The organism is Amycolatopsis sp. 3B14 (assembly GCF_050958625.1).
Taxonomy (GTDB): Bacteria; Actinomycetota; Actinomycetes; order Mycobacteriales; family Pseudonocardiaceae; genus Amycolatopsis_E; species Amycolatopsis_E thermoflava.
In genome coordinates this window covers 17,499-31,561 of record NZ_JBHZEN010000010.1, presented here as the reverse complement: position 1 = coordinate 31,561, position 14,063 = coordinate 17,499, and the positions used below count along the sequence as shown (strand labels likewise).

General features: G+C 65.0%; 8 protein-coding genes. 2 read left to right on the top strand and 6 right to left on the bottom strand.

Annotated elements, in window-relative coordinates; translation table 11 throughout:
* Positions 1-35 precede the first annotated feature (35 nt).
* The gene (locus ACCP09_RS07035) at positions 36-602 is read left to right on the top strand and encodes a TetR/AcrR family transcriptional regulator (protein ID WP_433744213.1); all 567 of its coding nucleotides are present in this window, start codon (positions 36-38) and stop codon (positions 600-602) included.
* Positions 603-1,419: 817 nt separating this feature from the next.
* Here ACCP09_RS07035 and ACCP09_RS07030 read toward each other — a convergent pair.
* Positions 1,420-2,100, bottom strand: coding sequence for an SDR family oxidoreductase (locus ACCP09_RS07030; RefSeq protein ID WP_433744207.1), 681 nt, complete (start codon positions 2,098-2,100; stop codon positions 1,420-1,422).
* A gap of 56 nt (positions 2,101-2,156) precedes the next feature.
* On the opposite strand from ACCP09_RS07030, the gene ACCP09_RS07025 reads away from it, so the two are divergent.
* On the top strand, positions 2,157-2,525 hold the full coding sequence (locus ACCP09_RS07025; RefSeq protein WP_027935168.1) for a winged helix-turn-helix transcriptional regulator: 369 nt from the start codon (positions 2,157-2,159) through the stop codon (positions 2,523-2,525).
* A 404-nt stretch (positions 2,526-2,929) separates the two neighbouring features.
* Here ACCP09_RS07025 and ACCP09_RS07020 read toward each other — a convergent pair whose 3' ends face one another.
* The 5 genes from ACCP09_RS07020 to ACCP09_RS07000 form a co-directional block, all read right to left on the bottom strand.
* Entirely contained in the window at positions 2,930-3,223 is a 294-nt protein-coding gene (locus tag ACCP09_RS07020) for a hypothetical protein (protein ID WP_433744204.1), read from the bottom strand.
* Between the two features lie 389 nt (positions 3,224-3,612).
* Positions 3,613-3,891, bottom strand: coding sequence for a hypothetical protein (locus tag ACCP09_RS07015; protein ID WP_237336673.1), 279 nt, complete (start codon positions 3,889-3,891; stop codon positions 3,613-3,615).
* A 296-nt stretch (positions 3,892-4,187) separates the two neighbouring features.
* Complete coding sequence (locus ACCP09_RS07010; protein WP_433744201.1) at positions 4,188-4,607, bottom strand: hypothetical protein; 420 nt, start codon at positions 4,605-4,607, stop codon at positions 4,188-4,190.
* A gap of 694 nt (positions 4,608-5,301) precedes the next feature.
* Positions 5,302-5,760, bottom strand: a complete 459-nt coding sequence (locus ACCP09_RS07005; protein ID WP_433744199.1) for a DUF4304 domain-containing protein — start codon at positions 5,758-5,760, stop codon at positions 5,302-5,304.
* A gap of 2 nt (positions 5,761-5,762) precedes the next feature.
* Positions 5,763-13,703, bottom strand: a complete 7,941-nt coding sequence (locus tag ACCP09_RS07000) for a DNRLRE domain-containing protein (protein ID WP_433744196.1) — start codon at positions 13,701-13,703, stop codon at positions 5,763-5,765.
* Between the last annotated feature and the right edge of the window lie 360 nt (positions 13,704-14,063).

The following is a 14,063-nucleotide window of genomic DNA, read 5'->3' as shown; positions in this document are numbered from 1 at the left end:
TGATTTCAGTCCCTGCAATCACCTACGATGAGCCCATGGGACGATGGCCGGGCGGGACGCAGCAACGGCTGCAGGAAGCCGCGATCAAGTTGTTCTCCGAGAGCGGCTACGACTCGACCACGGTGGCCGACATCGCCGGGACCGCCGGAGTGACCGAGCGCACCTTCTACAACCACTTCGCCGACAAGCGCGACGTGCTCTTCCCCGATCAGCAGCAGTTCATCGCCGAAGTCGCCGAAGCGGTGACCGCAGCACCCCCCGGCCAACCCCCGCTCGACACGATCCTCGCCGCGCTCCGGCACACGGCCGACTGGTTCGACCAACACCGCGACGCGGCGCAGCGCCGCCGGAAGATCCTCGACACCCGCGCGGAACTGAGGGAACGCGAACTGGCCAAGATGGCCGCGCTCGACACGGCGATCGCGGCCGCACTGCGCGAACGGGGATGCCCGACCGGTACCGCGGCCCTGACCGCGGTGGCCGCGGTGGCCGCCTATCGACTGGCCGTCGACACCTGGCTGACCGACCCGGAGCATCGCTCGCTCAGGCAGCACCTGAACTGGAGTTTCGAAGAACTGCGTGCCGCAGCGAAGAATTGGTGACCCGGGACAGAGCCGGCGCGTTCGGATTCGCTGGGCATCGAACTTCGCGCGCCCATGATCGTCGCACCGCGCGGCAACTTTTCCTTCACCCGCGCGCGGGCCTGATACGCCCGCTGGTTGGAACGCATCCCGAAGGGATCGACCAAACGACCGATGCGGGGTGGATCGTCCATCCCTGAACGCCCTGCGACGGCCACCAAGACCGGGAATCTTTCTTCGCACAGCACTCTGGCGCGACGAACATCAGGCAGAAGAACGGCTGGCGGGCAAACGGGGCCTTCGCCCCGGCCTCGGTCCTCCTTTCCCCAGAGCTGAAGGGCGACCTGGGGAGTTGCTCAAGGTCAATGTCAACCCGCTGCTGGCGGAACAGGGACTCGCTCCGGCAGCCGCAACTCAGACGCTCGCTGTGTACATCGACGCTGTGATGCCGCTGGCTCTTCGGAGTCTGGAGAGCAAGACGTCAGCCCCTTATCTGGCGGGGTGGCGTAAGCGTGTGGGCACCCTTGGGTACAACACCCGCGGCGGCCCGATCTCCGGCTCGCTGGGCTGACCTGGACGGCTGATGTGGTGCCGTTCACCACCTACACAAGGTCGCCGGACATGCTCGCTGACCACGACACAGTGATCCCTGCACCCGGAGCGCGCATCGGTGGGTCTGCCCAGCCTTCGGTTGGCACCGGGGCTGACTGTTCAGGCCGCTGTTGCGGTCGTGTAGATGGTCTCACCATTGTCCGTCAGCAACCACTTCAGCGCGTGCGGTGGCCCACCCGGTCGGGGCAGGAAGCGGCGGCCAGATCCGCGGCCGGCGGCGAAGGGATCACTGGTGCCGGGTGCCGCCGTCGACGTGGATCGTCTCGCCTGTGACCCATCCCGCCCCCAGGAGCCACATGGTGGTGTCGGTGACGTCGTCGAGAGTCCCGACCCTGCCGGCGAGGGATGCTGCGGCGGCGCCGTTGTACAGGGCGCAGCGGCGCTCGTCGGGGAGCCGGTCCCAGGCGCCGGAGTCCGTGATGCCGGGCGCGATCGCGTTGACGCGCAACGGCGCGAGCTCGACGGCCAGGTGGGTGACCAGTGCGGCCAAGGCGGCGTTGGCGGCACCTTTGACGACGGTGCCGGGCTTGGGCTTCCAGCCCACGATGCCGGAGAAGAACAGGAACGACCCTCCGGCTGGCATTCGGGGCGCGAAGTGCTTGGCCAGCAGCAGCGAACCGATGACCTTGGCAGCGAACGCGGCGTGGATCTTGTCGTTCTCCAAGGCAGCCACCGGCACGTCGTGGTGAGCCGACGCCGTGGAGATCACGTGGTCGAAGTCGCCGAGGGACTCCGCTGCTACAGCGATGGCGGTCTCGTCGGTGACGTCGATCTGCACCTCTGTGCCGGACCGTGCCGCGACGACGACGCGGGCGCCGGCGTGTTCGGTGCGGCGGACGATTTCGGCGCCGATGCCGCGGGCGCCGCCGACCACCAGGATTCGCTTGCCTGTCAGGTTCTCGCTCATGTCCGCGACGGTATAGATTGGATACCAGTATCTTCAACGCTACCGGGAGGACCCGCGTGGGTAAGGCGTACAACATCATGGCGGCGACCTGCCCGAGCCGCACCGTGCTACACCGCATCGGAGCGCGCTGGACTGTGTTCGTCGTCAACGCCCTGGAACACGGGCCGATGCGATTCACCGAACTCAAGGCTCACATCAGTGAGATCACGCCGAAGGCGCTGACCGAAACCCTGCGCGCCATGCAGGCCGACGGCCTGCTCTCCCGCACCGATCTGGGCGGCAACCCCCCACACGTCGAATACGCGCTGACCGACCTCGGCCGCTCCCTGCTGGTTCCGCTGCGCGCCGTGCGGCAGTGGGCCGAGGCCCACGTACCGGACATCCTCGCAGCTCGCGAACAGGCCAGCGCAGAGGATGCATACTAGCTAGAGCTCTTCTCGGTTCAGTTTTTTCCAGGAGTAGCCGTCGATCTGGTTGGCGACGTCGCGGCAGATCTCATCAGTTACATGCATGTAGCCCTACGTGGGGTCCGATGCACATGGGCACTCGTCGGCCAGCCCATGGCCGCACCCATGCGACGCTGCAGGTCGCCACGGGGCGGGGTTCCTGGGGTGCAGGCGGAGCAGTGCGGATCCCAGCGCCACCCCCGCGTCGGCCTGAAGAGCTGGAAGGTCACGTCGGGAACCTCGGCGCCCCAGAGGCACTGTCCCAGCGTTTGCCGTCTGAGCGATAAAGTGCGGCTCCAGGACCGCTCGACGCGAGCCCCTTCGGCTTATCGCGCTCACAACGACATGAACTCACCACATTCGATTGTATCGGCTCCCCATTTTCACATCTGCGGGCTTTGGTAGAAGACCGGGTGATGCCCAAGAAATGCCGGGTCCCAGATGCCGACTAGTCTCGCCGGCTCCTCGACTTGTCGAAGGATGTCGCCGGCCTCCCGATCCCATTCAGGGCCGTGGAGAAGGAGGTACCGGGCATAGCAAAGCCGGGTGCGCACGTCAGCAACTCCGAGCTCGAACAGCCTGTCATAGGTTGCCTTGATGACAACTACCGGCAGACTCAGGCCGACATCACAACGCAAAACATCGCCTAGACGAAGGACAGAGTCTTCCGTCTTCACCAGGTTCCGGAACGATTCGACTGCGCGATCCCAGTCCTGTGAACGCCAAGCCTCAGCGGAGTCTACCCCTTCAGCTTGCCTTGATAGCTCTCGGGCGATCTCGAGAATATCTCTCCACATCCTATTCGAGTTCCTAGACAATAGGGGGCGCAGGCGGGGCAGCATGGGGCTGGCCCCAGCGGAACCGCCGCGTCTGTCGGCGCGTTCGGCCTGACGAACTGGAAGGCCACGCTGTTGACCTCGGTCCTAGGTTGCTCGGTGAAGACCCGATCAGCCAGCCCGACGTAAGCGAAAGTCTGTCGCACCCAAGCGACGCCACCAGCTTCATTTTGGAATCCCTCGAATCAAGTGCCAGTGAAAACTGAACACGCTGGAACAGTGGTCGCGTGTCATGGTTCGTTCAAATAGGCCTCGAGTTGATTCTCGCGCTCCGCCACTATTGGAATAGTCTTATCGAATACCTGTGCATTTCCAGTCGTATATTCAACGATTTCGAGCCCGCCCCTCGGCTTTTTTAGGAATTCATGGAGCGCTCTCTCCTCGGCCGCCACGATCGTCTGAGCTGCCCCCCAAACGCTCGTTTTGAATTCCCACAGCGCGAGGATTCGCTTCCTATATTCGTCGCATCGCTCGAGGAGCTCCCGAGCCACTCCTGGATAGAGAGCCATATCAGCCACTGAACGGGTTAATTTTCACAACTATTCTCCCATCGTCTTCCGTCACTACCTGTACTGAACCAGAAGTATAGAGCGCGCTTCGAACTCCGTCGACATTCTGGTAAGTGACTGTCCCGGTGTTGATGGGATCCTCGATCAACTGCGGTGAGATACGCCTTCCTGCGCCCGTCGTCCCTGCCGGGGCTCCGAGACTGCTGGGTTGCATCCGGCCAACGCGTGACGAGAATAGAGGCGCTGACCCACAACTGCGTATTCACGGCCGTTGACGGTAGCCTGGGGTGCTCGCTTCACGACATCCAGGGGATCTTGCCCGCGTCAGCCGCCTCGGCGACGTCCTGTCCAGCCTTGGCCGCGTCGTCGGCGTGGCGGATCCCTTTGAAGATGTTGGCGAGCCACCCGAGAACCGGGAACGCGGCTGCACACGAGAGTGCCGCGTCTCCGCCTTGTCCTTCGGCTCCATAGAAGCCGCAGTTGATGGCGTGTGCGGGTTCGCCGAGGCCTGGGACGAGCCCGATCATGTCGAGGAGGTCGCGGGCCCGCTGAGCGACACTCGGCTGCGGACCGTTCTGGCCTGCCTTTAGCGCTGCAGGTCCGAACTGGGCGATCTTGGCCGAATCCCATCCGGCCTTGCGTGCTTCCTCGGGCTCGAGGTCTGGGTTGGCGCCGATGATTTCGCCGGTGTAGCCGTAGTTGCGGCACGCCACCATGTCCGAGCCCTCGTGGCCACTTACTCCTAGCCCCTGAATAGCAGAGGCCTCGATTGGCAAACTTCCACAAGTCCTCACTCACCTCACTATTTCCGCCAACTCCTCTTCGAACACCCGGACAGCCTCAGGGTTACGGTCGTAGAAGGAGTCCCAAAACATAGGCACCTGCCATCGTGCGGGACAAATTTCGACAACGCCAAGTTCGTCAATCCTGGCAACCCAGTTCGCCGGAACTCGAGAGTCAACGGTCGTGAACATCGTCGAATCCCATAAACTGGGCGCCCCTTCATCGTCGATGATCTGGACCGATATTGGTCGCCCCGGTGGGCAACGCAAACCGATCACATGGTATTCCTCGCCCACGCGTATCCACGGGCTCGTGTCATTTGACGATCGGGTTACGGGGTTGACAATTCGTGCGCAGACAACCTTCATCTCTCACCTGGACAGGTTGAAAACGATCTTATAGTCGATGCCATAATCCACAGCCCCAGTCCTGGGATTGTCGTGCTTGAGCCCGAGACTGCCGCGACCTTGGCTATTGCGAAACGCCGCAAACGAGGTGTAGGCGATGAGACTCGATCGCATCCCCGCGCAGAGTTGCCAAGGTGTCGTGGCGCGCAGTTCTGGTTCCAGCGGCGTTCACGATGACCTGCAGGCTGCTCCTTGAAACGCTCACCAGAACTGGCAGTCGTCAAACTACCGCATCTAGCAACTGCTGCGCCTCTCCTACGACAAGCGAACATTCTAGAAAATATCTTCCCTGGGGCTGCCGGAAGCCAGCAAGCGTAGCGCACGATTTGAATACAGGGACAATGTTTTCCTCGATTGCTTGCTTCAGGACTTCCTCCCGGTCTGGCCGTTCGACCGTCAGGTCGAGGACCTGAACTAGCTCTTGCTCTCGCTCGGCCAGCAAACGGGTAAGTCGAGTACGGATATGACATTTATGTTCAGCAGGAAAATCGACATCACCGAGAGGCAACAGCCAAAAGGCAATATTCACATAGTACTGGTCGCCATATTGAGACTTCTGCAAGTTTATTACGCCGATCGTCTCCTCTTGACGAAGATACCAGGACCCAGATTTCTTTACTAATCCAGTCTCAGGAATCAACTGATCGATCGCCAATCGTAATGGGTTCTTTGTCACCATAGCTAGTAGGTTACCACCCGACCCGTGAACGGTGGCAAGTTGGGCTGTAGCTGATTTAGTTCGTCGACGTAGGCTTGCACTTGCCTCTCTCCAAGCCTGATAGCTCGACGGTTATTGGGCTTTAGCTCGAGAATCTCTCGCGTTTGCCAGTTGATAGCGTCGATGCGTCGCCCACTGGGGAGTCTGTATTCCTTTTCCCACCCTGGGCCCGGGTTCCATTTTTGGTGCATCATCCGGCCGTATGCCGCAGCCGAAGATTCTCCTCCACGCGGACCTGGCCCCTTGAGGACACCACCGCGGACCACTCCCGTGCGGTTGCTGCCGACGACGATCCCCATCTGTGCGACGGCCATGATTCCGGCGTTGAGTGCGTCCGTGAGGGACATGCCTTGGCTGTGCTGTTTGAAGGCTTCCTCGATCGCCGCGCGATCGGCCATCAGTGCCAGTTCCATCTCGGCGCTGCAGGAGTCTCTCCCGAGCTCGACACATGCCCCCTCGGCGGCGAAGGCTCCTCGCCACAGTTCCTCGAGCGGGTTGCGGGGTGGGCCTTGAGCCGCGGCCTGTGAAGCCAATGTGTCGGCGGCCTTCGCGGTCAGCGCCCCGTAATCAGCTTTGGCATTGGGGAGTTGGTAACTGCCGACATGTGGCTGCTGCGCTTGCAGGACTCCCATTCCGGCGAGTTGCTCGGGGCTGTATTCGCCGCGGACCGTGTTGCCGGCGGTGGGGTCGATGCCGCAGTCGCCTTGGTAGCCGAGACAGTAGCCGGGTTCGTCTTCGGGGCGGTGGCCGTCGAGTTCGATGCGGGTGATGGGGTTGCCGCCGGTGAAGCTGTAGCGGTTGGCGGTCCAGGGGTCGGTGCCGAGGTTGAGGTCGGCCAGGGCGCCGTTGTAGGAGTCGCGGGTGAGGAACCGGTTCAAGCCCGGGCTGTAGTCGCGGAAGCCCATGTCGTAGGACCCGGAGGCGTTGTCCCAGCGTTTGCCGTTGTAGCGGTAGAAGTTGTAGGGCTCCTTGCCCGGGTTCTGGGTGTCTGGTTTGTCGATTCCGGTGAAGGCCTGCTCGTCGTTGCTGCCGTAGGCGGTGTAGCCGTAGGTGGCGCGGGTGTCCCCGCCGGGGGAGGTCAGGGTTTCGACGTCGCTGTGCGGGTTGTAGCCGTAGACGGAGTCCTCGGCGATCTGGGGGCCGGCGCCGTCGGTGTCGTGTTTGAGCTGCGACAACCGTTGGCCGAAGGCGTCGTAGGCGTAGGACCGTTGGATCTGGCCGCCGATTTCCTCGGTGACGACCTGGTCGGTCAGTCCGAGGTAGGCGAAGTTGGTGGTCTTGGCCTGCGGCGTGCCGGCGTTGTCGGTTTTGGTGACGGTGCGGTCGAGCGGGTCGTAGGCGTAGCTGGTGGTGGTCAGGTTGGTGGTGCCGGGGGCGAGTTTCTTGTGCTGGGCGGTGCGGTCGAATCCGTCGTAGGTGTAGGACTCGATGATCTGCCCGGCAGCGGTGACGGTGTTGAGACGCCCGAAGGGGTCGTAGTTGTAGGCCGCGGTGACGCCGTTGGAAACGGCGGAGGTGAGGCGGTTGCGGTCGTAGGTGAAGGTGGTGGTGGCACCCTCCACGGTTTGGGAGGTGACGTTGGAGTTGGCGTCGTGGAGGTAGTTCTCGGTTTCCAGGACGGCGCCGGTGCCGGCGTTCTTCTTGGTGACGCTGGCGATGCGGTCCTGCGGGTCGTAGAGGTATTCGCGGATCTCGTCGAGGTAGGCCGCGGCGTTGTCGGCGTTCTGGATCTTGGAGGCGTCGCGGGTGCGGTCGCCGTTGGGGCTGTAGTCGAGGAGGTGCTGGGCGACCAGGGTGCCGTTGGGCTTCTTCTCGATCTGGGAGGCGAGCTGGCCGTCGAGGTGGTAGCCGTAGTCGACGGTGTTGCCGTTGGCCTTGGTTTCCCGCAGCACCTGCGCGCGGGGGGTGTAGGTGTAGCTGGTGGTCTTGGCGGTCTGTCCGGTTTCGGTGTTGGTGACCGTGGCGAGCAGGTCGCGCGGGTCGTAGCCGAAGACGCTGTCCTGGGTGTCGTGGTCGCGGGTGGCGGGGTTGCCGTTGGGGTCGTAGGTGAAGGCGGTGGTGTTCTTGATCGCGCCGCCGAGTTTCTCCTCGACCTTCGCGAGCTGGTTGAGGCCGTTGTAGGTCAGGGCGTAGGTGTCGACCTTGGCGGCGGAGCTGGTGTCGGTGAGCCCGGCGAGGTTGCCGTTGGCGTCGTAGGTGTAGCCGAAGGTCTTGGCTTCGGTGTCGGCCTCGCCGCTGTTGTTGCGGACCAGCTTGATGGCGTCGGCGGTGACGGTGCCGGTGGCGGCGTCGGCCAGCACGACGCTGTGGGCGTTGCCGGCGGTGAAGCGGTAGCTGCCGAGGCTGACCCACTCCCCCGCGTGCTGGGTCTGGTCGACCGGTTTGGGGGTCTCGCCGTCGGCGTGCCGGACGGTGTAGGGCGCGTTGGTGGCGGCGGAGCTGGGGTAGCGGGCGAACACCTCGTAGGTGCCGTCCTGAGGGATGGTGAGCTTCCAGGTGAACGTGCCGGCGCCGGTGCCGGCCGGGGCGGTGCGGTAGTCGTAGCCCTGATAGCCGGTGCCGGTCGCGCTCGTGGCCCAGGCGCCGGTGGTGGCGGTGTTCTGGGTGTCGGAGTTGTCGACGAGGACGACGTCGCGGCCGACGGGCACGCCGTCGTCGGTGCGGGACTTGAGTTTGCCGTCGGGGTAGTAGTCCCAGGTCATCACCCGGTTCGCGGATCCGCCCGCGCTGGTGAGGGTGCGGTTGGTCTGCTGGCCGAGCGGGTTGTAGTCGTAGCTGGTGGCGATGTCCCACGGGTCGGTGGCGGTGCGCACCCAGCCGTTGTCGTAGTAGGTGTAGCGGGTGGTGTTGCGCACCGTCTGCCCGGCGGACGGGGGTGCCGAGGTTTCGGTGAGGTTGCCGACCTGGTCGTAGGCGTAGGTGGTGACGTCGGGGGTGTTGTAGCGGGGGTCGTCGCGGTCGAACGGGCTGCGGCGTTCGATGGGCCGGTTGAGTTTGTCGTAGACGACCGCGGTGGCGAAGTCGTCCGGGTCGGTGGTCGTTTCGGTGCCGCGGGGGCTGACGACGCGGGTCTGGTTGCCGACCTCGTCGTACTCGATCCTGGTGATCCGATCGATGCCGGCCTTGTGCGGGACTCGCACCTCGACCGGTTTGGACCGTTCGTCGTAGACGTAGGTGGTGACGGTGTTTTCGGCGTCGGTGGTGGAGGTGACGTTGCCGTCGCGGTCGTAGCCGGTTCTGGTGACGTAGCCGAGTGCGTCGGTCGCGGTGGTTTGGCGGTGGTTGAGGTCGTAGCCCAGCTTGGTGGTGTAGTCGGCGGTGTCCGGGGTGGCGCTCTTGCGCGGATCCACGACGGTGGTGAGGTTGCCGACGTTGTCGTAGCTGTAGCCGATGACGTCCCCGGCGGCGTTGGTGACGCTGGTCAGCTGGGAGATGGCGTCGTAGCCGTAGCGGGTGACGTAGTCGTTGGGGTCGGCGGTGTTCAGGGTGCCCAGCGGCTGGGTCTCGGTGAGCAGGTTGCCGATCTTGTCGTAGGCGAAGCTCGAGGTGCGCGAGGGACCGGTCGGGGTGTCCTTGGGCTCGGTGACCGAGGTGACCTGGTCGGCCGGGTCGTAGACCGCGGTGGTCACCGCACCGTTGGGCGCGGTGGCCTGGGTGATGTTGTCGTTGCGGTCGTAGACCGGGGCCGGGGTGGTGATGAACTCGCCCGCGGCCTGGTCCTTGGGTTCCCGGGTCTCGAGCGGCCGGCCGAACACGTCGTAGCCGGCGGTGGTGGTCTTGCCCCGGGCGTCGGTGACCGAGGTGACGTTGCCGCACGCGTCGTACACCGTGGTGGTGCTGTTGTTCAGCGGGTCGGTGATGCGGCGGGGATAGCCGGTGGGGTCGTAGTCGGCGTAGGTGGTGGTGTTGCCGTTGGCGTCGGTCGAGGTCAGCAGCTGCCCGAGAGGGTCGTAGCTGTAGACGGACTGGTAGTCGTCAGGCACACCGGTGGTGGCGGTGCCCTTGGGGTCGGTGACTGTGGTCAGGTTGCCGCGGGCGTCGTAGCCGAAGCTCCAGCGCCGTCCTTCGGGGCTGGTCTTGCCGATCAGGTCGGCGGTGTAGCCGCCGAGCCCGGTCTGGTAGTCCAGCACCGTCGCCGGGGTGTTGTGTGCGACCGCTTCCGCGTCCCTGATCGAGGTGGGGTATCCGGTCTTGGGGTCGTAGGTCCAGGTGGAGACGGCGTTGTTGGCCTCGGTCAGTGAGACCACGTTGTTGCCGGCGTCCCAGCCCATGAGGGTGGTTTCGTTCTTGGCGTTGGTGGTGCGCACCGGCCGGCCGTAGCCGTCCATCCGGTAGGTGCTCACGTGGTTCTCGGCGTCGGTGATGGTCGATTCCATCTCCGAGCCGGTGCTGCCGTCCGGGTCGGCGTAGGCGAAGCCGGTGGGATGGCCGAGGCGGTCGGTGAGGGTTTGCAGTTTCCATTTGTCCTTGGGGTCGACCGGCGCGGTGTAGTAGCTGAGGTTGGTGGTGCCGCCACGCGGGTCGGTGATCGCGACGAGCTTGACGTTCTTGTTGCCCTGTGTCGCGTCGTAGCCGAAGCGGAAGGTTTTCGCCTCGGCCGTGCCGGCCCCGTCGACGAGCTCGGTCAGCAAGCCCTTGTCGTCGTAGCCGAAGGTGAGCGTCCGCCCGGAGACGTCCCGGATGGACTGCACCATGTCGATGATCTTCGGGTTGCTGGTCTCGCCCCGCTCCCAGTAGTCCAGCGTGAGGGTCTGCCGGCCCGCCGGGTCGGTGACGTAGGCGAGGAACTTGCGGGGCTGGTTGTTGGACTTGCGTTCGGTGTAGGTCAGCTGCTGCTCGTTGCCGTTGCGGTCGGCGACGGCGGTCATCCAGCCTTCCTCGTCGAAGAAGAACCGGGTCCGGTCCGGGCGCGTGGCGACCCAGCGGCGGGTGGTGTCCTCCCCCGCCTGCCGCTGCAGGAACAGGTGCACACCGGCGGGCTGGTCGTAGGTCCACGCGGCCGGGTCGGTCGAGTTGTTCTTGTTCAAGTTGAACACGTGCGAGGTGCCGTCGCCGTCCGGCAACGTGATCCTGGACGGGTAATCCTGGCCCTTCGGGTGCAGCTCCAGTGACGCTCCAAGCCGGACCAGGCCCGACGCGCTGAGCGACCAGCCATACCCCATCGCGGTGGCCGAGGTGTCCTGGCTGTTGTAGGTCATCCGAACGAACGTGGACAGCCCGCGGCCCGGGTTGGAGAAGGCGTCGTAGGAGAACACCGTGTTGCCGGCGAACTGGTTGACCAGCACGTTGGAACCCGCGCCGGTGGACTTGCCGGCGTAGGCGTAGAACTTCTCCAGGCCGAGCTGGTCGCTGGTGGGGTCCTCGACGGTGACGTTCTGCGGCAGCGCCGGAATACCGCCGGTGGCCGACAGCCAGGTGCCGGTCGTGGTGTTGCGCAGGTCCCAGCTCAGCACGAACTGCTCGCGCTTGTTGCCCGCCTCGCTCTGGATCGGGGTCTTCACCCTGGCCTGCACCGTGACGGTCCCGTTCGGCGGGACATCGGCGGGCAGGGCTGTCTCCAGCCGGTTGCCGCCGGTGGTGACGTCGGTGCCGTCCGGCAGCGTCCACCGGTAGGACAGCTTCTGGTTCGCCGCCGACCAGGTGGCCGTGGTGGTGTTGGTGAGCGTGACCGGGACGGTGTACTCGTCGCCCGGGATCATCCGCAGGGACGGGGTGTCGGGCGCGTAGTAGGTGGCCTCGGCGGTCGGCTCGGTGTAGGTGACCACCAGGTTCGGGCGCAGCTGCGGCTCGGCAGCCTCGTCGGACAGGAACAAGGCACGCTGCTTGGCGGCGCCGGCCTCGTCGCGCACCTTGACCAGGAAGCCGTTGTTGGAGGCCGGGTTGCTCACCCAGCCCTGCACCACACCCGGGTCCTCCCAGATGTGCCACTTGGGGTCATTGGAGATGCCAACCACCTGGTCGGCCAGCGCGCCGTAGTCGCCGCCCGGCGCGGTCCAGGCGGTGGCGGCCGAGGCCCGGTTCCACGTGGTTTCCGTTTCGGCGAACGACTTGGTCAGCGGGTGTGCGTCGAACGTGGCGCCGCTGCCGTTGGTGTAGAAGCCCCACAGCATGAAATCCGCGTCGATGACGTGGGCGTTGGCCGGAATGGCCGACAGGTCGGGGAACTTGACCACGGCGCGGGTGTTGCCGTAGGTGGCGGAGTTGTTGCCCACGGCCAGCCACGGCTGTCCGGTGTAGACGTTGAGGTTGGTCGTCGGCTGCGCCGAGGAAATCGTGGAATCCAGGGCGCCGCCGTGGAAGACCTGCGTCACCAACCCTGCCTTCGGCAGCCGCGCGAGCTGTGTCGGACCCGGAATCAGCTGCCCGTCCCGGGTTTTGGCGACGATCATGTAGTAGTACGCCGCCCCGAACGGGTCCGGCGAATCCGCCGGCGTCGGCTCCGCGGTGGTGTCGGTGAACGTGGTCGTCGCAGGCGACAGCGGCGCGATCAAGGTCCAGCGCGACGGGGTGAACGTTTGGTACACGGTGCGGTGCACCTGGTACTCGACCACGTCGTCGTTCGGGTTGTTCGGGTCCGGATCGGTGTACGGCGACCAGCGCAACTCTGCGCCCGTGGAGTAGATCTTCGTCGGGTACTGCAGGTTCACGCTCGGCCGGCCGTAGCTCAGAATCAGCTTCGGCCGGTTCTCGACCTCGCCGTTGTAGGCGAACTCGGCGGCCTGGTACACCGGGCCGCTGCGGTTCAACGCCTCGTTGGTGGCTTTCAGCATGAACCCGTAGTTCTGCGCCGATCCCGACACCCACGACTGCGCAATGTTGCGCACATCGAACTCGTGCCAGATGTTGGCCTTGTTCACCTGCTTGACCTGGGTCGACAACCCCGCCTCGGCGAACGCGGCGTTGATCGAGTTCCAGGTCGCGGTGTCCTCGCTCCACGACTGCGTCACTCGCCGCACCTCGATGGTGTTGTCCACCTGCGTCGACGGGATCTCGCTGTCGAAATACAACCGCAGCTTCGCGCTCGTCAGACTGGTGCCGGCGGGAACCACCGAGGTGTCGAACCGCACCAGGCTCCGCGCGACACCCCAGGCGTCCGTGCCGACCGAGAGCCGGTAATCCGATCCGTCGTTCCGGGTCGGCGTGTCCGACCAGATCTGGGTGTCCTGCCCGGTGGTCGGGGTCGGTTCCACCTTGATCGTCGGGTCGATCACCACCGGGTACTGCCGCTCCGGCGCCGACAGCCAGCCTGCGTCCGCCTTCACGGTGATCGTGGTCGTCGCGCCGCGGTGCTCCACCGTCTGGGTCACCTGATCGCTGAACGCGGTCCCGTGCGGCGACTTCTGGTCCACCCGGCTGTCGTTCATGAACGGCTTCGGCATCACGAACAACGGCGGCCCATCCCCCGCCGGGCCCTCGGCGAAGAACCCGATCGACCCGTCCGGCAACGCCCGGGCCTGCACCCCGCCAGCCTGCACGGTGAACCGCCACACCGGATCCGCCGGCGGACCGGCCAGCACGATCCGCTCCTTGAGCGAATCACCAGTCACCTCATAGGCCACATCCGCACCCTCGAACGCGCCCGCGTAGGTGACCGTGTCCCCCTCCACCCGCGGCGACAACGACCGCGCGGCAGCGTCGAGCCCGAGCGCGACGTGCTTGCCACCGGCCTCGACCCGAACCAACCGGTCACTCTTGTCCCCGAAATCGGACCGGAAACCGTTGCTGTCATTGAGGAACCGGTAGCCGTCCCGGCCCTGCTCCCGCACCGTGGTGTCGATGTCTCGCCACACACCACTGCTGTCCTTGAAGGACTCCGGCTCCGGCGACACCTCAGCCTCGAAAGTCCCGTCCGACAACGCGAAAACCCGCGTCGTGGCCGAGCGCTGTTCCCCCAGCTCCCGCACCCGACGCGGAGGTTCAACGGTCTTCGCCGGCCCCGTCTGATCCACGTGCACAGCAGCAGATGCCGAGCTCGGAGCCAGCAACTCCCCCAGCCACTGCCACACCCGACCGAAACCGCCTCCACCGCCGCCGCTACCCGCCGGCAGACCCACCACCGCGACCGCCAGAACCAGCAGCACGACAAGAGCGCGCGACAACAAACCCCGCGAACGCGACGGATGCATGGAGAGTCCCCTCAACACAGTAGGCCGACACCGGCAACTACCAAGCGAAACGACCATCACACTAAGCGCAACAACGATCTCGAGAACCCGCCGAACGGACTAAATCCCCCAAGAACACCGCCGGTACGGTTGGAAAGA

What these genes read in the sequence shown, in the direction of transcription:
- ACCP09_RS07010 (WP_433744201.1), bottom strand. Translation starts at nt 4,607, where the DNA reads ATGGTGGCGTGCCGCAACTACGGCTACACCGGCGAAATCATCGGCGCC.
- ACCP09_RS07030 (WP_433744207.1), bottom strand. Translation starts at nt 2,100, where the DNA reads ATGAGCGAGAACCTGACAGGCAAGCGAATCCTGGTGGTCGGCGGCGCC.
- ACCP09_RS07005 (WP_433744199.1), bottom strand. Translation starts at nt 5,760, where the DNA reads ATGGTGACAAAGAACCCATTACGATTGGCGATCGATCAGTTGATTCCT.
- ACCP09_RS07015 (WP_237336673.1), bottom strand. Translation starts at nt 3,891, where the DNA reads ATGGCTCTCTATCCAGGAGTGGCTCGGGAGCTCCTCGAGCGATGCGAC.
- ACCP09_RS07035 (WP_433744213.1), top strand. Translation starts at nt 36, where the DNA reads ATGGGACGATGGCCGGGCGGGACGCAGCAACGGCTGCAGGAAGCCGCG.